Source organism: Mycobacterium sp. NBC_00419, from assembly GCF_036023875.1.
Taxonomy (GTDB): Bacteria; Actinomycetota; Actinomycetes; order Mycobacteriales; family Mycobacteriaceae; genus Mycobacterium.
In genome coordinates this window covers 1,880,963-1,900,635 of sequence record NZ_CP107931.1, presented here as the reverse complement: position 1 = coordinate 1,900,635, position 19,673 = coordinate 1,880,963, and the positions used below count along the sequence as shown (strand labels likewise).

General features: G+C 67.1%; 20 protein-coding genes and 1 tRNA gene. 9 read left to right on the top strand and 12 right to left on the bottom strand.

The window, feature by feature from the left end; genetic code table 11:
* Nucleotides 1–140: 140 nt before the first annotated feature.
* Genes OG976_RS08800 through OG976_RS08790 form a run of 3 tightly spaced genes read left to right on the top strand, consistent with a single transcriptional unit; the run spans nucleotide 141 to nucleotide 2,752 of the window.
* The gene (locus OG976_RS08800; protein ID WP_328360659.1) at nucleotides 141–1,715 is read left to right on the top strand and encodes an ABC-F family ATP-binding cassette domain-containing protein; all 1,575 of its coding nucleotides are present in this window, start codon (nucleotides 141–143) and stop codon (nucleotides 1,713–1,715) included.
* A 9-nt stretch (nucleotides 1,716–1,724) separates the two neighbouring features.
* Complete coding sequence (locus tag OG976_RS08795) at nucleotides 1,725–2,156, top strand: hypothetical protein (RefSeq protein ID WP_328360657.1); 432 nt, start codon at nucleotides 1,725–1,727, stop codon at nucleotides 2,154–2,156.
* Nucleotides 2,153–2,752: a GNAT family N-acetyltransferase gene (locus OG976_RS08790; protein ID WP_328360654.1), complete on the top strand. Its 600-nt coding sequence runs from the start codon at nucleotides 2,153–2,155 to the stop codon at nucleotides 2,750–2,752. Before OG976_RS08795 ends, OG976_RS08790 begins: the two co-directional genes overlap by 4 nt.
* 25 nt (nucleotides 2,753–2,777) lie before the next feature.
* On the opposite strand, the gene OG976_RS08785 is transcribed toward OG976_RS08790, so the two are convergent.
* Nucleotides 2,778–3,227 (bottom strand): Hsp20/alpha crystallin family protein, encoded by a 450-nt coding sequence (locus OG976_RS08785; RefSeq protein WP_328360651.1) that lies wholly within the window; start codon nucleotides 3,225–3,227, stop codon nucleotides 2,778–2,780.
* A 185-nt stretch (nucleotides 3,228–3,412) separates the two neighbouring features.
* On the opposite strand from OG976_RS08785, the gene OG976_RS08780 reads away from it, so the two are divergent.
* Complete coding sequence (locus OG976_RS08780) at nucleotides 3,413–4,000, top strand: LpqN/LpqT family lipoprotein (protein WP_328360648.1); 588 nt, start codon at nucleotides 3,413–3,415, stop codon at nucleotides 3,998–4,000.
* On the opposite strand, the gene OG976_RS08775 is transcribed toward OG976_RS08780, so the two are convergent.
* From OG976_RS08775 to OG976_RS08765, 3 genes are read right to left on the bottom strand one after another with little or no spacing between them, the layout of a single operon-like run.
* Entirely contained in the window at nucleotides 3,993–4,949 is a 957-nt protein-coding gene (locus OG976_RS08775) for a winged helix-turn-helix transcriptional regulator (protein ID WP_328360645.1), read from the bottom strand. The two genes, OG976_RS08780 and OG976_RS08775, sit on opposite strands and share 8 nt — an antisense overlap.
* A complete protein-coding gene (locus OG976_RS08770; RefSeq protein ID WP_328360642.1) occupies nucleotides 4,950–6,500 on the bottom strand; it encodes a carotenoid oxygenase family protein in 1,551 nt (516 codons plus the stop codon). It abuts the gene before it with no gap.
* A complete protein-coding gene (locus tag OG976_RS08765; protein WP_328360640.1) occupies nucleotides 6,500–7,726 on the bottom strand; it encodes an acetyl-CoA acetyltransferase in 1,227 nt (408 codons plus the stop codon). The genes OG976_RS08770 and OG976_RS08765 overlap by 1 nt, the downstream gene beginning before the upstream one ends.
* Before the next feature lie 229 nt (nucleotides 7,727–7,955).
* On the opposite strand from OG976_RS08765, the gene OG976_RS08760 reads away from it, so the two are divergent.
* The 4 genes from OG976_RS08760 to OG976_RS08745 all read left to right on the top strand — a co-directional run bounded on the left by OG976_RS08760 (nucleotide 7,956) and on the right by OG976_RS08745 (nucleotide 12,291).
* Nucleotides 7,956–8,639 (top strand): ANTAR domain-containing protein, encoded by a 684-nt coding sequence (locus tag OG976_RS08760; RefSeq protein WP_328360637.1) that lies wholly within the window; start codon nucleotides 7,956–7,958, stop codon nucleotides 8,637–8,639.
* A 107-nt stretch (nucleotides 8,640–8,746) separates the two neighbouring features.
* On the top strand, nucleotides 8,747–10,780 hold the full coding sequence (locus OG976_RS08755; RefSeq protein ID WP_328360635.1) for a glucose PTS transporter subunit IIA: 2,034 nt from the start codon (nucleotides 8,747–8,749) through the stop codon (nucleotides 10,778–10,780).
* Nucleotides 10,781–10,876: 96 nt separating this feature from the next.
* The gene (locus tag OG976_RS08750; protein WP_328360633.1) at nucleotides 10,877–11,311 is read left to right on the top strand and encodes a hypothetical protein; all 435 of its coding nucleotides are present in this window, start codon (nucleotides 10,877–10,879) and stop codon (nucleotides 11,309–11,311) included.
* 350 nt (nucleotides 11,312–11,661) lie between these two features.
* Nucleotides 11,662–12,291: a Fic family protein gene (locus OG976_RS08745; protein WP_328360631.1), complete on the top strand. Its 630-nt coding sequence runs from the start codon at nucleotides 11,662–11,664 to the stop codon at nucleotides 12,289–12,291.
* A 241-nt stretch (nucleotides 12,292–12,532) separates the two neighbouring features.
* Here OG976_RS08745 and OG976_RS08740 read toward each other — a convergent pair.
* The 3 genes from OG976_RS08740 to OG976_RS08730 all read right to left on the bottom strand — a co-directional run bounded on the left by OG976_RS08740 (nucleotide 12,533) and on the right by OG976_RS08730 (nucleotide 13,934).
* Nucleotides 12,533–12,605 (bottom strand) — tRNA-Arg (locus OG976_RS08740).
* A 162-nt stretch (nucleotides 12,606–12,767) separates the two neighbouring features.
* Nucleotides 12,768–13,043 carry an antitermination regulator gene (locus OG976_RS08735; protein ID WP_328360628.1) on the bottom strand — a complete coding sequence of 92 codons (276 nt, stop codon included), beginning with the start codon at nucleotides 13,041–13,043 and terminating at the stop codon, nucleotides 12,768–12,770.
* A gap of 57 nt (nucleotides 13,044–13,100) precedes the next feature.
* On the bottom strand, nucleotides 13,101–13,934 hold the full coding sequence (locus OG976_RS08730) for an LLM class F420-dependent oxidoreductase (protein ID WP_328360625.1): 834 nt from the start codon (nucleotides 13,932–13,934) through the stop codon (nucleotides 13,101–13,103).
* 62 nt (nucleotides 13,935–13,996) lie between these two features.
* Here OG976_RS08730 and OG976_RS08725 point away from each other — a divergent pair, with 62 nt between their 5' ends.
* Nucleotides 13,997–15,100, top strand: a complete 1,104-nt coding sequence (locus OG976_RS08725) for a glutamate--cysteine ligase (protein WP_442930445.1) — start codon at nucleotides 13,997–13,999, stop codon at nucleotides 15,098–15,100.
* Nucleotide 15,101: 1 nt separating this feature from the next.
* On the opposite strand, the gene OG976_RS08720 is transcribed toward OG976_RS08725, so the two are convergent.
* The 5 genes from OG976_RS08720 to OG976_RS08700 all read right to left on the bottom strand — a co-directional run bounded on the left by OG976_RS08720 (nucleotide 15,102) and on the right by OG976_RS08700 (nucleotide 19,637).
* Complete coding sequence (locus OG976_RS08720) at nucleotides 15,102–15,842, bottom strand: anti-sigma factor (RefSeq protein WP_328360622.1); 741 nt, start codon at nucleotides 15,840–15,842, stop codon at nucleotides 15,102–15,104.
* Between the two features lie 10 nt (nucleotides 15,843–15,852).
* A complete protein-coding gene (gene sigK, locus OG976_RS08715) occupies nucleotides 15,853–16,464 on the bottom strand; it encodes an ECF RNA polymerase sigma factor SigK (protein WP_442930514.1) in 612 nt (203 codons plus the stop codon).
* A gap of 5 nt (nucleotides 16,465–16,469) precedes the next feature.
* Nucleotides 16,470–17,285: a DUF1365 domain-containing protein gene (locus OG976_RS08710; protein WP_328360619.1), complete on the bottom strand. Its 816-nt coding sequence runs from the start codon at nucleotides 17,283–17,285 to the stop codon at nucleotides 16,470–16,472.
* A 64-nt stretch (nucleotides 17,286–17,349) separates the two neighbouring features.
* Nucleotides 17,350–18,405: a poly-gamma-glutamate hydrolase family protein gene (locus OG976_RS08705; protein ID WP_328360616.1), complete on the bottom strand. Its 1,056-nt coding sequence runs from the start codon at nucleotides 18,403–18,405 to the stop codon at nucleotides 17,350–17,352.
* A gap of 8 nt (nucleotides 18,406–18,413) precedes the next feature.
* The gene (locus OG976_RS08700) at nucleotides 18,414–19,637 is read right to left on the bottom strand and encodes an Nramp family divalent metal transporter (protein WP_328360613.1); all 1,224 of its coding nucleotides are present in this window, start codon (nucleotides 19,635–19,637) and stop codon (nucleotides 18,414–18,416) included.
* Between the last annotated feature and the right edge of the window lie 36 nt (nucleotides 19,638–19,673).

Below are 19,673 nucleotides of genomic sequence, written 5' to 3'. Positions count from 1 at the left end.
AGAGATAAATCGGTTGCCCGCGAAGATCTTCGCTCGCTAGCGTGGCCGGAGTCGGCAACCACTCATCGAGTAGAACGGACGGTCTTCGTCGTGGATCTGCGCATCGGCCCCACGCCCGCTGCCCACCACGACGGAGACCCATGCCTACTGAATCTGCCATCACACTGATCGACCTCGGTTTCGTCTGGCCGGACGGAACCGTCGCACTTGAACACCTCGACGCCGTGTTCACCACCGGCAGTACCGGTCTGGTGGGCGACAACGGCAGCGGCAAGTCGACGTTGCTGCGGCTGATCGCCGGTGAACTCGTCGCTTCGACCGGCCGCGTCCTCACCGCAGGTGACGTCAGCTACCTGCCGCAAACCCTGACCCTGGATGTGCACACCTCGATCGCCGAGATACTCGGTGTCGCCGACACACTCTCGGCGCTGCGCGCCATCGAATCGGGCAGCACCAACGAGCACCATTTCGCCGTGCTCGGTGAGGATTGGGACGTCGAGCAACGGGCCTCTGAAGCGCTGTCCCACATCGGCTTCGGTGTCGAGGCCCTGGACCGTACGGTCGGGCAGGTGTCCGGAGGGGAGGCCATGCTGGTCGCCGTGACTGCGCTGCGGATGCGCCGCGCGCCGATCACCCTGCTCGACGAGCCCACTAACAACCTCGACCGTGACGCCCGCGAGCGACTGTCGGCTCTGCTCGCCCAGTGGCCGGGAACGCTGCTGGTGGTCAGCCACGACGTCGCCCTGCTGGACCGGATGGACAACACCGCGGAACTGTATGGCCATCGGCTCACCACCTACGGCGGCCCGTACCGGCAGTGGCGCAGTCATCTCGAGCGGGAGCAGGACGCCGCCGCCCAAGCGGTGTCGGCGGCCGATCACACCGTGCGGGTGGAGGAGCGCCAGCGTGTCGAGGCCGAGACCAAGCTGGCCCACCGAAACCGTAAGGCGCAGAAGGACTACACCAACAAGCGGGCCCCCAAGATCGTGATGAACACCTGGGCGATGTCCGCGCAGGTTGCGGCGGGCAAGCTGCGAACTGGACTGGACGCCAAGGTGACCGCGGCCCGGGACACGCTGCAGGCAGCACAGGCCAGGGTGCGGGACGATGACCACATTCGCATCGACCTGCCCGATCCGGATGTGTCCGACAAGCGTCGAATCGCCGAATTGCCGGGAGCGCAAGGTTCTTTCGTCATCCAGGGTCCGGAGCGCCTCGCGATCGTCGGCCCCAACGGCATCGGTAAGACGGCCTTGCTGGAAGACCTGCTTGCCGGGCGTGCGGGCCGGTTGCTGACCGACCGGGTGGGCTACCTGCGTCAGCGTCTCGACGGCCTCGACGAGCGTCTCAGCGTGCTCGAGATCGTCAGCGCCGTCGCGCCGGGCACCGATCCGGCGCTGGTGCGCACCCGGCTGGCCCGCTTCCTACTGCGCGGCGACGCGGTGCACCGCCCGGTGGCCACCCTGTCCGGCGGCGAGCGGTTCCGGGTGACGCTGGCCCGCCTCCTGCTCGCCGAGCCTCCGCCGCAACTGCTGATCCTCGACGAGCCGACGAACAACCTCGACATCAGCAGCGTCGATCAGCTCGTCGACGCGGTGCGCTCCTACCGGGGCGCGGTACTCGTGGTCAGCCACGACGACGACTTCCTGGGCCGGCTCGATCTCACCGGGACGCTGTCGATGCGGATGCCCGGCGTACTGACCGATGCGGGTTAGGGTCTGACCATGGCATCCCTACGCACCGGATGGTTTGTGGTGTTGTGTGCGGCGGTGCTCGCGGTGAGCGCGTGGCTGCCCTGGCTCACGACGTCGGCGGCCGGCGGGGGACGGGCCAGCGCGATCGGGGGCACCGTGGGCAGCATCGCGTTGCCGCCGCGGTTCGGTGCCGGTCAGCTCATCGTCCTGTTGTCCTCGATGCTGATCGTGGCGGGTGCGATGGTCGCCCGGGACCTCTCGCCGCGGCTGGCTGCGAGCGCGGCGGTGGTGATCGCTGCCCTGATCGGCGCGCTGACGTGGTGGTACTACCACCTCAATGTCAGCTCGCCGGTCGCCGCCGGGTACGGCTTCTACATCGGCGCCGCGAGCGCCGCCGGGGCGCTGGTCTGTTCGGTGTGGGCATTGATTGCGGCGCTGCTGCGTGGAGGTTCGCGACGTTGAGCCGTTTCGTGGAACCGGTCATCCTGACCGGGCCGTCGTGGGTGACGCTGGAGCCCCTGGGGGACAACCACATTGACGAGATCGCGGCTGCTGCCGCCGACGGGGATGTCGGCGCGCTGTGGTTCACCGCCGCGCCCTCGCCGGACACCGCCGCCGCCTGGGCGGCCAAGATGCATGACCTGCAGGAAGCCGACGAGGGCGTCACCTACGTGGTGCGTCGGCGCACTGACGGCGTGGTCGTCGGCTCCACCAGCCTGTTCCACGTCGACGCCGCGAACCGCCGGCTGGAGATCGGCTATACCTGGTACTCCGCGTCAGCGCGGCGCAGCGGGGTGAACACCGAGACCAAGCTCGTCCTGCTCACCCACGCGTTCGAACAACTGGGCTGCGTGGCCGTCGAGTTCCGCACCCACTTCTTCAACCAGGACAGCCGCGCTGCCATCGAACGTCTCGGTGCGAAGCTCGACGGCATTCTGCGCAGCCATCAACTGCTGCCTGACGGGTCGCGGCGCGACACCGTCGTCTACTCGATCCTCGACATCGAGTGGCCCGCGGTGCGGAACAATCTGACGTTCCGGCTCAGCCGCCACGAATGACGGCCGAGCCGGAACCTGCTGTCATTTAGGATGATTCGACGGTGGTGGGCTCGATCGGCCTGCTGCCGGCGGCATGGGAGACCTCGATGCGGCGCGGCTTGGCCCGTTCGGCCAGGGGGATCGTGACGGTCAGGACACCGTTTTCGTAGGTGGCGCTGATTCTCGTCGTGTCGATACCGTCGCCGAGTGAGAGCTGGCGGCGGTAGGTGCCGAAGAATCTCTCGCTGGCCAGCCACTGCACCGCGTCCTCGGAACGGGACGAGCGATGGGCCGTCAGGGTCAGGGTGCCGTGGTCGACGCTGACGTCGACCGATCCGGGATCGACCCCGGGCAGGTCGGCGGTCAAGACGTAGTGGTCGTCGACCTTGTAGAGATCCATGGGCATGAATCGGGGACTGCGGTCGCTTCCGGTTTGGCTGCTCAGCAAGCCCCGGGTCACGGAGTCAAGGTCACTGAACGGATCGAAGCGCAGCACAGCACATCACCTCCTGTATGTCTTCACGGAAGCCCGCCACCCTGGCGGGCAGCCATCACTGTGCATCCCCGAGATTAGCACTCGGCATCGGCGAGTGCTAACACAAATTCGTCGTTTGGCGTGGTGCCACGGGTAGGCTGTGGCGGGTTTCGAAGGGGATCAGATTGCGCAAAGTAGTAGGACCTGTGGCGGCCGTTCTGGCGACCGCACTGGCGTTGGCGGTCGCGGGCTGCTCGGAGGACGAGAAGCCGACGGCGGCCAAGTGCGACTCGGTGTCGCTGCCGATGACCGACGTCCCGACGAGGACCGACCAGGAGCCCCGGCTACGCATCCCGCAACCGCAGGGATGGGAGCGGACCGACAAGCTCGATTCCGAGACCATCCGATACGCACTGCGTAACCCGGCGCTGACGGCCGACGGCTTCACCCCGAACGCTGTCGTCACGCTGCAGAAGGTCGGCTCCGATATCGGCAAGCCGCAGCAGATTCTCGATGCCCAGAACCAGCAGCTGAAGGTGAAGCTGAAGGTCAAAGACATGACGTCCACGCCGGGTCAGGTCTGCGGCTCACCGGCGCAGGCCACCACCTACACCGCGCCGGCGATGGGCAAGATCCCCGCCCGCAAGGCCACCTCGCTGGCGGCGGTGTACCAGTCCGGTGACGTCAACTACATCGCCACCGTCACCGTGCAGAGCATCAAGGCGGACAACCCGACCTATGCCGCCGATTCGGCCGCGATCATCAAGGGCTTCCAGATCCTTCCGCCTAAGTGACGGCGATGCGGACCTGCGCGCCGGTCAGGCGGTCGGCGCACTGGTCGCAGGCCAGTTCGCCGGTGAACGGCGACCCGCAGTCGCGGTGATGCATCACCAGCGCCGGACCCTCGGGGGCCTGGAACCACCACTGCGCCCACTGCACGGCCGCCACCAGGACCGGAAAGAATGCGCGGCCCTTCTCGGTGAGAAGGTAGGCGGCGCGCTCGGCACCGCTGCGCTCAGCGGGGGAGCTGGTGAACACGCCGATACCGCAGAAAGTCTGCAACCGCTCGGCCAGTAGGCTCGGCGGTGCTCCGAGCTGGGCCTGGAAGTCGGTAAAGCGGGTAGTGCCCAGAAAAGCTGCCAGTAACAGCGCTGCGGCCCAACGGTTTCCGAGCACGCTCATGGTCTCGGGAAACATGCCGGCTTGCCGACCGGTGGAGTCGGATTCCGATCGCCTGCGGGTTGCCGCGGCGGGTGCCGACCGTTCCCAGTTTCCGCTGGGCCCCAGCGAGAGCGTGACATCGCTGGTGCCTGCCGCCGAATGACAGGAGTCGCAGCGCAGCACGGGCGTGAACGGCTGGCCGCAGATCTGGTGATGCATGGCCGGCAGGGTTTCGCGGTGCTCGGCCACCCAGTTGCGCTCCCACTCCCAGATCGACAGCAGGGCAGGCCATAACGAGCGGCTTCGCGCCGTGACGAGGTACTCGGTGCGGGCCCGGGTGGAGGCGTGTTCGTGGCGCGCCAGCAGGCCATCCTGGACGAGCGTCCGAAGACGGCTGGTCAGAACGGAATTCGAGATCGGCAGCCGCGCCATGAAGTGGCTGTAACGGGTGGCGCCCATCAGCGCCTGCTGGATGATCAGCAGGTTCCATTCGTCGCCCAGCAGTCCGAGCATCCGCCCGATGGCGTTGGTGCCCTCGGAGGTCAGGACTACCGGGGCATCGGCGTCGATGAGATCGGACACTTACAGACCGACCGCTTCAGCGGCGGACTCGGCGGAATGCCAGCGTTGCACCGAGTGTCCCGGCACCCATGTCGAATGCGTTCCGCTGGAAATCCGTTCGGGCAGCTGAAGTTTGCAGACCGGTCCGTCTTCGATGCGGGCCGCGTCGAACACCAGGCAGTAGGAGGCGTCGGCGTTCATATCGGTGGTCAGGGTGACCAGGTAGCCGTCGTCCTCGGAGTTACTGCCGACCCGCGGAGCCATCGCCGTCTCGCTGCCGTAGACACCGTCGCCGAAGCTGATCCGCTGCTCGGTGCCGGTCATCACGTCGTGGCGGATCAGCCCGTCGAACAGGAACCAGCCCGGCTTCCCAGTAGCCGCGTACGTGTAACGGTACGGTTCGCCGCCGTATCCCGCGTTGATCATGCCGAACTCGGAGATGTTCTCCGACAACGGTTCTTCGGTGAGGCCGCCCGTGACGAGATTGAGCCGCCAGCGGTGCAGCCGGGCCTGCATGCGGTCCAGCGCCAGGAACCGGAACGCCCGCTGCCACTTGGTGCCGGTGCCGTTGTCGGCGGGTTCGGGATCGCCCTGGAAGAATCCGTCCAGCACGATCTCGTCGCCGTCTTCGTAGGCGTTGACGAAGTGCAGGACGAAGGTCGGCTCGGCCTCGAACCACTGGATTTCGCTCCGGAGGGCAGGAGCGGAGCGACCCGGGAGAGAGGTGGAGCCGCCGTGGCGCGGCACGACGGCGAACCGCGACGGCATGTCGCGGTGGAAGCGCGCCATGTGCACGTTGCGTTCGAGCATCTCAGGATCCCAGAACAGCGGAAAGTCGTTGAGAATGACGTAGTTCCGGGTGAACGCCATATCGTGCGGAAGTCGCGGACCCGGCAGCGGAACGTCGGTGTAGTGCACCAGTTCGTTGTTGCGGTCGACCACTCCGTAGTGCATGAAGGGCGCGCTCTTCGAGTAGTTGAAGAACATCATCTCGTCGGTGCGCTCGTCGACCTTGGGATGCGCCGAGACCCCCTCGGCGGGGAAGGCGCCGCCCCAGGTCTCCTTGCCGAGGGTGTCGCCACTGCGCGGATCGACGCGGTAGAGGTCACCGCACTGGTAGAAGCTGGTCAAGGCGGTGCCGCGGTGCACCACCACATCGGTGCTCGAGGCGTCCTTGAGCAGGGTGCGCGCACCCCACCCGTAATCGACCTTGGCCAACGACAGCGGCTCGGCCAGTCCAGGCCACAGCGGGCCGCCCGCGGCGTTCTCGGCCTCGAAGCCGTCGGTGCGGACAAAGCGGTTGCGGTAGAACGCTTTTCCATCCCGAAAGCCGACGATGTGCAGCATGCCGTCGCCGTCGAACGGGTGATAGGACTTGAGCGCCGGATGCAACGGGTTCTCGGTGTTGCGCAGGTAGATGCCGTCGAGGTCGGTGGGGATCTCGCCGTCGACGACGGTCGGACCGTCGGAACGCCACTCGGTGTTCTGCGGCCGCCACGGGCCGGTTCGGTACGGGTGGTCGTCGTCTTCGGGAAGCGTGGACAGGAACTTGCCGACGACGGAGACGTCCATCAGGCGGCCTCTCCCGAACCGATCACGAAGCTGACTGTGGTGGCGGTGCTGCCACCGAGGTTCAGCGTGGCGAATCGGCGTGCGCCCTCGACCTGATAGTCACCGGCGAGTCCGCTGACCTGTTTGGCGGCGTCGAGCACCATCCGGATGCCGGTGGCGCCCACGGGGTGGCCGCCTCCGATCAGCCCGCCGCTGGGGTTGATCGGCAGCCGTCCACCGATCTCGATGTCGCCGTTCTCGATGGCTTTCCAGGACTCCCCGGGCCCGGTCAGGCCGATGTGGTCGATGGCGAGGTACTCGCTGGGGGTGAAGCAGTCGTGCACTTCGAAGCCGTCGAGACCGTCGAGGTCGGTCTGGGCCCGGGACAGCGCATCCTGCACGGTGGCGCGCAGGTGGGGCATGACGTAGGGGTTGCCGGCGTCGCGGTCGAACTTCTGCTGCAGGCCCAGCCCGACGGTGTGATGGCCCCAGCCCTCGATGCGGCCGATCGGCCGCACTCCCGGATGCTCGCGCAGGAAGTCGTCGCTGACCAGGACGACACCGGAGCCGCCGTCGGTCATCTGGCTGCAGTCGTAGCGGCGGATGCGGCCTTCGACAGGCGGGTTGACGGCGTCCTCGCCGCCCCGGCCGATCAGATCCGGCACCTCCCAGTCCCGGGTCTGGGCGTTGGGATTGCGCTTGGCATTGCCGAGGTTCACCGTGGCGATGGCATGCAGGTGGGCTTCGTCGATACCGAATCGGCGGTCGTACTCGTCGGCGACGTCGGAGAACATAGACGGCCACATGAATTTCGCGTCCTGGCCCTCGTGGCCGATCCATGCCGCCGCGCCCAGATGCTGGGCGCCGGTGTCGCCGGGCACCGTCTTCTCCAGTTCCACGCCGACCACCAGTGCGGTGCGATAGTTGCCGGCGCGCAGGTCGGCCATCGCCGACAGGATGGCGATACTGCCCGAGGCGCAGGCTGCTTCGTGGCGGCTTGCCGGAATGTTCCACAGTCCTGGGTGAACCGTGGCGGGCATTGCGCCGAGGTGGCCCTGCCCGGCGAACAACTCGCCGAAGGCGTTGGCGACGTGCACCACCTCGATATCGGCGGCGTCGATCATCGACTCGGCCAAGGTGAGGTCGACGACTTCGGTGGTCAATGCCGCGAAATCCCGGCCCTCACGGCTGAGGTTTCGCGCGAAGTCGCTCTGGTAGCCGCCGAGGATCCACACATCGCCTGTCACAGCGCCGAAGCTACTACAGCTAAGAGAGTAGCGGGCCGGAATGGCCAGTCAGGGCAACCCAACCGAGGCGGCCCTGCCGGCTCGTGGTCTGAACCGACAGGACCTCGCGGTCGTAGTTGTCGACGACTACGTCCGCTTCCAGCCTGCATTGCCCTGCCAGGTAATTAACAAACGTAACCAGATCGCCTGGACGGACGTAAATTCCGGGCGGAATGGGAACTCTGCTCCCATGAATTCGCCAAACCACGACCTTGCCCTGCGGATGGCGGAGTTGGCGCGCGCCACGGCGCCGCCCAGCACTGTCGACCAGGTGCTGGCGAGTATGACCAAGGCCGCCGTCGAGATGATTCCCGGCACCGACACCTGTGGGGTGTTGTTGATCGGCAAGGGCGGCAAGTACGAGTCGCTGTTCGGAACCTCGGATCTGATCTACGAACTCGACGCGCTGCAGGAGCTGTACGGGGAGGGCCCGTGCATCAGTGCCGCGGTCGATGAACTGATCGTGCGGACCGACGACTTCTCCCACGAGCAACGCTGGCCGACCTACAGCCGGGCCGTCACCGAACTCGGGGTGCGCAGCGGGCTGTCGTTCAAGCTGTACACCGGCTCCAGCACGGCTGGCGCACTGAACCTGTTCGGCCTCAAGGAGCATGCCTTCAACGGCGAGTCCGAGGCGATCGGCGCGGTGCTCGCCGCGCACGCGGCCGCGGCGATTCTGGCCAGCAGGCACGGCGAGCAGCTGGAGGCGGCGTTGAACACCCGGGACACGATCGGGCAGGCCAAGGGCGTCATCATGGAACGGTTCAACGTCGACGCGATCCGCGCCTTCGAGATGCTGCGCGAGCTGTCGCAGACCAGCAACACCAGGCTCATCGACATCGCGACCCGGGTCATCGACACCCGCGACGCCTAGTCGAATCGGATCGCAGCCAATCCCCGTACCGACGTGCCACCGCGTCGATACGATCACTCGACCGTGGCCACGGTCACAGGGTTGTCCCCGGGAAAGGTTCGGGTCTGATGTCGTCGAACACCGCTGCCGAGATCGTCAGAAGCGTTGGGGGCGCCGCGAACATCGCGGGCCTGTCGCATTGCGCCACCCGACTGCGATTCCAGTTGCGTGACGCCTCGGGCGTCACCCAGTCCGGCATCGAGGCGGTGCCCGGAGTTCTCGGGGCCGTCCCGCAGGCCGGCGATCGCTACCAGGTCGTCATCGGCGGCGCCGTCCAGAGCGTCTACAACGACATCATGGCGCTGCCCGGCATGAGCGGCGCCGCCGCTCCGGACGCCGATGCGATCAAGGCCGCCGCCCGCGCCCAGGGCCCGCGGGGCAGGTTCACCTGGCTCGACTCGTTCTTCGAATTCCTGTCCGACTCGTTCCGCCCGATCCTGGGCGCACTGCTGGGTGCCTCGCTGTTCATCACGTTCATGGCGTTGATGAGCACGCTGCACGTCATCCCCAACTGGGCCGACCCGCGCACCGAGCTGTCGCCGTCGTGGCAGTTCATCAACCTGTGCTGGCAGAGCGTGTTCGTCTTTCTGCCGCTGATGATCGCCTACAACGCCTCGAAGAAACTCGACGCCGACCCGTGGGTCGGGTTCGCGATCATGGCCGTGGTCATGCTGCCCGGGTTCACCGCGCTCAAGGAGTCCAGCCAGTCGGTAGCGGTGTTCGGCTCGCAGGTCGACATCGTGCACATCTTCGGGGTGCCGCTGACGATCTTCAACTACAGCTCGCAGGTGTTCCCGCCGCTGCTGATGGCCGCCGTGCTGGGCCCGCTGTACAAGTTCCTCAAGCGGATCATCCCGGACAACGTCCAGCTGATCTTCGTGCCGTTCCTGTCGATGCTGATCATGATTCCGTTGACGGCGTTCCTGATCGGGCCGATCGGTGTCTACACCGGTGCCGGGCTGGGCAGTTTCCTGAAGTCGGTCAACGACTTCTCGCCGCTGATTTTCGCCATCCTCATCCCACTGGCGTACCCGTTCATGGTGCCGCTGGGTCTGCACTGGCCGATCAACGCGATCATGCTCATCAACATTCAGACCCTGGGCTACGACTTCATCCAGGGCCCGATGGGTGCCTGGAACTTCGCCTGCTTCGGTGCGACGGCCGGGGTGCTGTTCCTGGCCTGGCGGGAGCGCGACGCCCAGATGCGCCAGACCGCGATCGGCGCGCTGGCCGCGGGCCTGCTCGGCGGTATCTCCGAGCCGTCGCTGTATGGCATCCATCTGCGGTTCAAACGGATCTATCCGCGCATGCTCGTCGGCTGTCTGGTCGGCGGCGTGATCATCGGCATCGGTGGCGGCGTGACCACCAAGGCCTTCGTGTTCACCTCGCTGCTGACCATCCCGGCGTTCAGCAATATGGCGCTGTACGCCCTGGCCGTCAGCGCGGCCTTCCTCACCGCGATGATCCTGGTGATCCTGTCCGGATACCGCTCGCCGGAAGAGGCCGCCGCGGCGGTGGCCGCCGGTGTGTCGGTCGCCGACCTGGAGAGCCCGCGGGCGGCGGCCAGTGCCGACACCTTGGTGGCGGCTGCCGAGACCAAGGCCGCCGACCAGGCCGGTGTGGGCATCGAGATGCTCTCCCCGCTGGCCGGCACGGTCGTCCCGCTGGCCGACGTGCCCGATCCGGTGTTCAGCAAGGGCACCATGGGTCCGGGTGTGGCAGTGCTGCCCTCAGGTGACACGGCCTATGCGCCGGGATCCGGTGTCGTGGTGGCTGTCCCGGCGTCGGGGCATGCCTTCGGTCTGGTGCTCGACGGTGGCGTCGAGGTCCTCATCCACATCGGCATCGACACCGTGGCGCTCAAGGGCGAAGGCTTCGACGTCAAGGTCACCAAGGGCCAGAAGGTCACTGCCGGAACGCCTCTGGTGACCTTCGACCGCAAGGTCATCGAGGCCGCCGGCTATCCCCTGATCACGCCGATCGTGGTGCTCAACGGCAAGAAGTTCGGTTCGGTCGAGCCGGCCGCAGCCGGGGACATCGCCGTGGGTGCACCGCTGCTGACGGTGACGCCGGCGGCGGCGCCTGCCGAAGCGGCGCTCTAGCCAGCGGAATCGATGCCCAAGGAGAATCCGATGACTCGAGGCCGTCTGCGCATATTCGTGAGTGTGTGTGCTGGGCCGCTGGCAATAGTCGTGCCGATGATCCCCAGTGCCGCCGCCGATTCTCCGACCTGGAACGGCCAGTATGAGATCACGTTCATCGTCGGTCCCAAGGCCGGGACGAGTATGGCGGCCGGTCAACCCGAGTCGCAGTACTCCGACATCTATACATTCCAGTCGAGCTGCGCCGGCGCACCGTGCACCGCCACGATCATCGGCGGCCCTGCGCCGAGAAACCCCACGGTGCCGCAACCCGTTCAATTCACCTGGGACGGATCGTCCTGGACGCAGGTGAACAGCTTTCAGTGGGAATGCAGGATGGACGACGGCACGACTCAATGGAATCCGGCCCGCGCCGAGGTGCGCTACACACCCCAGCCCGACGGGACACTGTCCGGCACCATGCGCACCGACATCACCGGCGGAGCCTGTCAGGGAACACTCGAGATGAACATGACAGCCACGCGCGTTTGACTCATGCCAACATGCACCAGGGGCTTCATCACGGATGCAAGCATGGAACCACCGATCTTGCGCGCATCATGGGTGACGTGTGTCCGTCTTCTGATCGCTGCGATGACCGATGTAGGCCGGGCACCCTCATGGCCGGTAGCATCGAATTCGCTGTTCGAGTCGTCAAGGGGGTGTCCCGTGGAACGTAAAACACCAAAGAAGGTGGTGGTGTCGAAGGCTGCGGTGAAACGCTCTTCGGCGCGCGCTGTGAAGGCGTCGGCCAAGTTGGAGGGTCGGGTTGTTCCGTCAGGCCACCAGCGATCGGCCGCAGTGAAGGCATACCTCGCAAAGCAGCAGCCGCCGCAGCGCTGATGCCGCTCTCCCCTGGTTACGGCGAGACTCCTCTTCCGCACGACGAACTGAGTGCATTACTACCCGCGGTCGTCGAAGTCCTCGGCGAGCCGGTGACGCGCGCGGATGTCTATGACCTGGAGCAGGCCTTGCAGGGTCAACTCGAAGAGGAGTTCTTGGTGGCGGCGATCAACGGATCGTTGCCACTTGACGAGCTGTTGACCGACTACTTCCTCCGAGACCTGCATGCCCGCATGTACGGCCCGATCTGGGAGTGGGCGGGGAACTGGCGCAGGTTGGAGCTCAACATCGGGGTCGCGCCGGAGATGATCGCGGTCGAGTTGCGGGAGGCGCTGGGCACCATCGCCTACCGGTGGGAACACGCCGACGACTGGTCGGCTCATGATCTGGGTATTGCGGTGCACGCCGAGACTGTGCGGATCCACCCGTTCGTCGATGGAAACGGTCGCACGACACGGTTTCTTGCCGATCTGGTGTTTGCCGCGGCGCAGGATCCTGCCGAGTTGAGGTACGACTGGGATCTCGACAAGCACGCGTACGTTGAGTTGCTTCGCGCGTACGACGGGCACCGCGACGTATCCGCGTTGGCAGTATTCGTCGAGAGCATGCCGATCGACGGCGACGACTGATCCGGGGCCGCAGGGATGGGAGCCACGATGAGGCGTGCCGCGTCCCAGTGTTTCCCCTTGTCCGAGCGTTTGTCGAGCTTCGAACACCAACCGGCGCGGTGTGGTTACCCAAGGCTCAACTCCCTCATCTAGGGAGTGTCAAGGATCAACCGAAGCACGTGTAAAGCACCAGCCGAAACACTGTCGCCCATCACCCGACACCGAAACGTCAACCATCAGGCGAGGTCATACACGCAAAAAGTGCCCCCGGCAGGATTCGAACCTGCGACACCGGCTTTAGGAGAGCCGTGCTCTATCCCCTGAGCTACGGGGGCGGACCCGGCTGGCAGCTTACCGTGCCGGGGTTTCAACTCCGCACAGAGCGATCAGGGCGCAGTGTCCGCGCTGAGGTGCGGCTTTGGGGTAGTCCCTGCGAATCCAGCCGGCCAGGCGACGGGGTGTCGACGCCACCGCGCCGAGACTATTGCGGACCATGGTCACCTCCGGTGCGGCATTAGCGCGCCCCACTCGAAGCGCGCGACGGCCGTCGCGTTGCTGTCGGCCTCCGGTTCGATGTTCTGGGCCAGCCGGACCAGGGCCCGGGCGACCCGGTTGCTGTCGAGATGGTGCCGGTGTGACGCCCTGGTGATCTCGCCGGCTGCCACATCCAGAGTGCACCTTTTGAGCGCGACGAGCACCCCTTCGGCCCGCTGCCGTGTTTCCTCGGGGTCCCCGTTGAGCTGCCGCATACGAAAGTCGTGTAGCACTGTCATGTCCTGCCTCCCCGCAGCAGCCATTCCCCGCGATCAGGGGTGACAAACCACGGTGGCTCAGCGCAGTTCGGCGATGACCTTGGCGAAGTACTCGGCGTGGTAGTCCTGCACGGTGAAGTACGTGATCCCGTAGCGGTCGCGGCGCTCGCGCAATGTGTCGGCGATGTCGCGCGTCGTCCCGCTCAGCACGGTCGGCAGGGCCAGGAGTTGTTCGTCGGTGGCCTCGGGCTCGTAGCCACGAGTCAGCCGCAGATCGGGCACCCCGGAGGCATCCGTCGGGACCCCGGTGATCGCGATGTTCAGTTCCAGGCTGTCGAATCGGTCGCCGGCCGCGGCGCGGACGAACTCGATCCGCTCGGCCAGCGGGTCGTGGTCGGGGGAGCGGGGGATACCGCCACCGGTCAGTCCGATGATGTCTGCGTGCTGCGCGGCGATCCGCAACACCCGGTCGCCGTTGCCGGCGATCAGGATCGGGATCGTCGGCGCGACCTCCTTGAGGTGCTTGGTGGTGTGCCGGAGATGGTCGACGCGTTCACCGGCGGTCGGATAGGGCATCTCGGCGGCCTCGAACTCCTCGCGCACGTACCCGGTGCCCAGGCCGAGGTCGAGGCGGCCTTCGCTGAGCACGTCGACGGCGATCGCGTCGCGCGCCAGCAGCGCAGGCTTATAGAAGGCGGTATTGAGGACGAAGGTGCCCACCCGCATCGTCGGTGCGGCCTGCGCGGCGGCGATCATGGTGGGGAACGGTGCTGGAACGCCGAACCGGCCGAGATGGTCCGGCACGTGCAGGACGTCGAAGCCCAAGTCGGCAAAGCGTTTCACGGTGTCGAGGAGCTTCGCTGCTGACTTGACCGACCGCACACCGATACCGAAACGAAAATCCCTGGGCACCCGGTCATGCTACGTCGCACCTGCGTTTGGCCGATGTGCATTTCGGGCACACACCACCCATCATGAGCGCCCCGAGCGTCGGTGTGGAGGAGGAGTTCCTACTCGTCGACCCACACACCGGCGAACCGGTGGCACGCAACTCCGCCGTCGCGAGCAACGCCGCGCGCCGCGGTGTCGACCTGCAGCTCGAACTCACCACCTGTCAGGTGGAGACCGCCACCGAGGTGGCCCAGACGAGTGCCGAACTGCGCCAACAACTTACGAATCAGCGCCTGGCCGCCGCAGCGGCCGCGCAGGAAGCCGGAGCCACGCTGCTCGCGGTGGGGTTGCCGCCGACGGTGCCGCACGCGTTCCCGATCACCGACACCCCGCGCTACCGGCAGATCGCCGAACGCTTCGGCATGATCGCCACCGAGCAGGGCATCTGCGGCTGCCACGTCCATGTCGAGGTGCCCGACCGGGAGGCCGCGGTCGACGTCGGCAACCGGCTGCGGCCGTGGCTGCCACTGTTGTTGGCGCTCACCGCCAACTCGGCCATCTATCGCAGCTCCGACAGCGGCCATGCCAGCTGGCGCAGCGTGCTGTGGGGCCGCTGGCCCAGTTCCGGGCCGCCGCCGTTCTTCGAATCCGCCGAGCACTTCGACGCGGTGGTGGCGATGATGATCGACTCTGGCGCGATGCTCGACGACGGCATGGTCTATTGGGATGTGCGGCCGTCGACGAAGTTCCCGACGGTGGAGGTGCGGGTGGCCGACGTGCCGGCCACGGTGGCCGAAACCGTTCTGCTGGCCACCCTGATCCGTGCGGCGGTGATGACGGCGCTCGACGAGCGGGACCGCGGGGTGCCGGCACCTCGGGTCAGCGACCACACCCTGCGGGCCGCCTACTGGAAGTCGGCGCACGACGGCCTCGACGGTCAGGCCATCGATGTGCTCGACGGCTGGGCGACAGCCCCGACCGCGCGCGTACTCGGCCAGTGGCTGACCATGCTGGCGCCGGCGCTGCAGGAAATCGGTGACGAGGAGTGGGTGCGCGCCGACGTCGCCCGGCTGCTGCAGGACGGCAATGGTGCCATGCGGCAGCGTCACGCCTGGCGGTGCCGCGGTGAGATTGCCGACGTCATCGCCGAAGCCGCCGCCGCAACGGTCAGGGGACTCGATGTCTGAGTCAGACCAGCGGAAGTTCAGCGACCACCTGGCCGGTCGGCTGGGTGGAACCGGTGCCCGGCTCGACGGTGAACTTCAGCGCCTTGGAGTTGCCGAGGTCGGGCAGCACCGCTGTGGTCGACGGGGACACCGCCTTGTCGTCCATGGTTCCCGCCGAGGTGGCACCGCTGTCGCTGACCAACCACATCTGATACACGGTGCCCGGCTTGGGTTTCGGAACGTCGTTCATCACCAGGACGCCGGCGTTCTTGTCGCGGGAGAAGACGACCGTCGCGGTCCCGCCGCCGGGAATGTCACCGGAGATGGTGTGCACGTCGGGCGCGGCGAACACCTGCTGCGCGGTCGACGGCTGGGCGGGCCCTGGCCGCATCGACTGCACGACGGCGACGGCCCCCAGGCCGACGACCACCGCTGCTGCGGCGGTCAGTACTGTTGCGCGCCAGCGCTTTCCGGACTCCTTGGGCGCGGACGGCAGAATGCGCACATTGTCGTCGGCCACCGTGGCCAGCAGCCGGTCACGCAGCGCGGCCGGTGGCTCCTCGGCGCTGACCGCCGACACCACGGCCATGGTCTCGCGGACCGCGCGCACCTCGTCGTAGAAGGCGTCGGCCACCTGCAGACCGGCGCGAGCCAGCCTGCTCTCGATATCGTCACGCTCGTCGTCAGGCAGCGCATGCAGTGCATACGGGACGGCGAGGTCCAACAGGTCGCCGTCCGCGAACCCATCGTGAGGTTGAGTCATCGCAGCACCCTCATCGCACACCCAAACAATTACGCAAGCCCCGCAGCGCGTCGCGCATACGCGATTTGATCGTCGCCAAATTCGCCGACAGCCGCTCGGAAACCTGCACGTACGTCATTCCCTGGTAATAGGCCATCTCGATGCACTCGCGCTGGACCTCGGTCAGCCCGTCTAGACAGGCAACGACCTGACGTCGCTCATCGCTGGCCACCACGGCGTCACTGACGTGGTCGCCCGGTGTCTCCACCGTCGCAGAACCGTAGCGCGACTCGCGGACCGAGGCAGCCTGCTCGGATCGCACCCGGTCCACCGCGCGGCGGTGCGCCAGGGTGAGCAGCCACGCCAGCGCAGTGCCCGAGGCGGGGTCGTAGCTTTCCGCGGTACGCCACACCTGCAGGTAGACGTCCTGGGTGGTCTCTTCGCTGTAGCCACGGTCGCGCAACACGCGTGTCACCAGACCGTAGACCCGTGCACGGGTGGCGTCGTAGAACGCGGCGAATGCATCGGCGTCACGCTGTGCGACCCGGCGCAGCAGTCCGTCGAGGTCAGTCGTCGCGGTCACGATCGCCGTCCGCTTTTTGTCGCTGGCATTGAGCCGTAGCCTAACGGGCGGGTCAAGCAGGCTCGTCACGACGGCATCCAGGAACGATTCGTTGCCGTCCAGCCAGCCGTCGCCGATTGCATGCTCACCGCCTGCGGCAGGCGCTCGTGGGTCTCCGGGCGCGGGATCACCGGCACGCCGCGCAGCCGCAGCATCAGGTTCTGCACCCTGATGTTGAGGGCGGCCATCTGCGGGGCCAGCGGCGCACTGAACTGCAGCCGCAGCACCTGCCCGGTGCTGGCCCGCCGCCGGTCGCCGCGAACGGTCGCCACCAGGGCGGGCTCGTTCTCGCGGTGCAGCGACAGCGTCAGGTCCAGCTTCTCTTCCGGCCGGGGCGCCCGCATCAGGTAGTAGCCGTCGACACCGTTGAACGGCGAGGTATAGAAGGTCTTGGTCACCATCGCCGGGGTTTCCTGGTCGGGCGGCAGCAGGTAGGCGTGCCGTTCCCCGTGGGCGTTGTGCATCTCGGCGATGACGCAGCGCAGCACGCCGTCGGCGTCGTGGCACCAGAACAGGCTCAACGGGTTGAAGGCACGCCCGAGGACCCGCGGCATCAGCAGCGCCGTGGTCCGCCCGCCGGGCAGATAGATGCCGTGCTCGGCGAGGAATCCGTCGACCCGCTGGCGCAACGTGTCGTTGTCGGTGCCGGTGAAGTGGTCGACGGCCTCGAACCGGGCGAACGGCCGCAGCCACAACGGCAGCTTGGGCAGGTTGTCCACATCGACGTACCAGCTGTAGCTGCGGTGCTCGCCGTAGTGGTGTACCGGTGATCGGCGCAGGTGAGTGATCCGAGTGCGGTACAGCGCGGGAGTCAGCGTCTGATGGTCTACCTGGGTGCTCATCGGTTTCACACCCACTATTCGGAGCACCGCATGGCGCGGATGGGTCCGATTGCTAACCAAATTTTCAGGCGGGCCAGGAATGCGCGGCGGCCACCAGTCCCTGCACCAACGCCGAGGTCGCGGGGGTCAGACCGTCTGAGTCCGGCGGCTGGCTGCGCGGGCTGACCCCGCGCACCCTCGTCGAGAGCTCCAGTTGGGCGCCCCCGCCGCGGACCCGGTTCACCGGGTTGTCGCGGTGCAGGCCGCGTAGTTCGGCGGGGATCGCGTCGAGGTCGGTGATCACCTGATAGCCCGGGACCGCGATGTGGCCGGCCAGATGCTCGGCCAGCGCACGGTTGCGCCCGCCGGCCAGCAACTGGGTGCTGCGCCCGATGCGCCCGTAGCCGTGCAGTGACACCGCCACCTCGGCGTGGTCGAGGAATGCGGCGAGGCGCTCCGACTCCGAGGCGAGGTAGCGCGCCGACGGCAGGTGGTGCGGGTAGCCCTCGGGGTGCCGCAGCAGGTACACCGACGCCCCGGCCGCGTCGGCGGCCCGCTCGGCGATGACGTCGGTCATCTGCTCGAGCCCGCCGCCGTGAATGGCCAGGAAGCCGAACCGTGAGCGCAGCCGGCACACCTCGATGACGGCCGGATCGGTGAGGAGCTCCGAAAGCGATTGCGGACCATCGCTTTTCGACGACAAGGATTTGGGCCAGTGCGCCGGGTCCCACCGGTGCAGGAAGTCGATCCAGCGTTGCGGCAGGCCGTGGTGGCGGGCGCCGTCGATGACGCGTTCCAGGTATCCGGGGCGGGGCGGCCCGGGCTCGGTGCGGTGATCGATGTAGACCCACGCCGGCGCCGGGCCGTCGGCGGTCTGCACGGTGAGCCGGTCGCGGCGGTATCGCGACGGGACGCCCTCGGCGCTGTCGAGGGTGGCCAGATCCCGGTCGGACACCCACCACAGCACCCCGTGCACCACAGAGCCGATGAACGGTTCGACGGTGGCCACGCCGCGTTCGTTGATCAGCCAGTCGTGGTCGGCCAACGTCGCCGGGCGCGGATCGGTGGCCTCCGGGCAGCGCAGCGCCATCTGCTGGATGCACAGGTTCGACCCGTAGGCGAAGTAAGCGTGCCCAACCATTACCGGCATTACCGGGTGAGCGTCAGGTAGATCAGAACCACGTTGAGCAGCGTAATCACTGCAGCGACTGTCCACCCGAGCATCGAAACCAGTCGGTGGTTGGTGTCGTCGCCCATCAGATTCGGGTGGCTCGTCAGCCGCACCAAAGGGATGAGCGCGAACGGGATCCCGAACGACAACACCACCTGGGAGATGACCAGGACGCGGCTGGGATCCACGCCGATGGCCAGCACCACCAGGGCGGGGATGAGCGTGACGAGGCGTCTGAGCAACAGCGGGAAGGACTTTCGCAACAAGCCCTGCATGATCATGGCGCCGGCGTAGGCCCCGACCGAGGCCGAGGCCAGACCGGAGGCGAGCAGGCCGATGGCGAAGAACAGCGCGACAGTCGGGCCGAGGGTGTCGCCGACGGCGGCATGCGCGCCCTCGATGGAATCGGTGTCGGCGCGGCCCTGCAGGTTGGTCGCCGCGACCAGCAACATGGCCATGTTGACCGCGCCGGCCACCAGCATGGCGATGCCGACATCCCAGCGGGTGGCCCGCAACAGCAGTTTGCGCGCTGGGCCGGCCGGTGGGTGGCCGTGGCGATCACGGGCCAGGCCGGAATGCAGATAGACAGCGTGCGGCATGACGGTAGCGCCGAGCATCGCGGTGGCGAGCAGAACGGATTCGGTGCCCTCGAACCTGGGCACCAGCCCGGCCGCGACCTCCCCTGCGGGCGGGGCGTTCACGAACAGGCTCGACAGGAACCCGATCGCGATCACCATCAGCAGCCCGGTGATGACCCGCTCGAAGACCCGTTGGCCGCGACGGTCCTGGATCACCAGCAGAAGAAGCGACACGAAGCCGGTGATCACGCCGCCGAGCAGCAGCGGCAGATCGAACAGCAGCTGCAGCGCGATCGCGCCGCCCACGACCTCGGCCAGGTCGGTCGCGACAGCCACCAGCTCGGCCTGAACCCAATAGCCGATGCGGGTCGAGGTGCGGGTGTGGTCACGTACGGCCTCGGGCAGGGTGCGGCCGGTGACCAGGCCGAGCTTGGCCGACAGGTACTGCACCAGCCCGGCCATCGCATTGGCCAGAACGATCACCCAGACCAGCAGGAAACCGAACTGTGCACCGGCGCTGATGTTGGCCGCGACGTTGCCCGGGTCGACGTAGGCGATGGCGGCGACGAAGGCGGGCCCGAGCAGATACCAACCGGCTTTGGCGACCCGGGCTTGTTCTGCCAACCGTCGAGCTCTCTATGCGGCGTCTGGAGGGGGCCC

Coding starts and splice junctions, on each gene's coding strand:
- OG976_RS08750 (WP_328360633.1), top strand. CDS start 10,877: ATGATCCCCAGTGCCGCCGCCGATTCTCCGACCTGGAACGGCCAGTAT.
- OG976_RS08725 (WP_442930445.1), top strand. CDS start 13,997: ATGAGCGCCCCGAGCGTCGGTGTGGAGGAGGAGTTCCTACTCGTCGAC.
- OG976_RS08745 (WP_328360631.1), top strand. CDS start 11,662: ATGCCGCTCTCCCCTGGTTACGGCGAGACTCCTCTTCCGCACGACGAA.
- OG976_RS08720 (WP_328360622.1), bottom strand. CDS start 15,842: ATGACTCAACCTCACGATGGGTTCGCGGACGGCGACCTGTTGGACCTC.
- OG976_RS08795 (WP_328360657.1), top strand. CDS start 1,725: ATGGCATCCCTACGCACCGGATGGTTTGTGGTGTTGTGTGCGGCGGTG.
- OG976_RS08770 (WP_328360642.1), bottom strand. CDS start 6,500: ATGGACGTCTCCGTCGTCGGCAAGTTCCTGTCCACGCTTCCCGAAGAC.
- OG976_RS08800 (WP_328360659.1), top strand. CDS start 141: ATGCCTACTGAATCTGCCATCACACTGATCGACCTCGGTTTCGTCTGG.
- OG976_RS08735 (WP_328360628.1), bottom strand. CDS start 13,043: ATGACAGTGCTACACGACTTTCGTATGCGGCAGCTCAACGGGGACCCC.
- OG976_RS08760 (WP_328360637.1), top strand. CDS start 7,956: ATGAATTCGCCAAACCACGACCTTGCCCTGCGGATGGCGGAGTTGGCG.
- OG976_RS08755 (WP_328360635.1), top strand. CDS start 8,747: ATGTCGTCGAACACCGCTGCCGAGATCGTCAGAAGCGTTGGGGGCGCC.
- OG976_RS08705 (WP_328360616.1), bottom strand. CDS start 18,405: ATGGTTGGGCACGCTTACTTCGCCTACGGGTCGAACCTGTGCATCCAG.
- OG976_RS08710 (WP_328360619.1), bottom strand. CDS start 17,285: ATGAGCACCCAGGTAGACCATCAGACGCTGACTCCCGCGCTGTACCGC.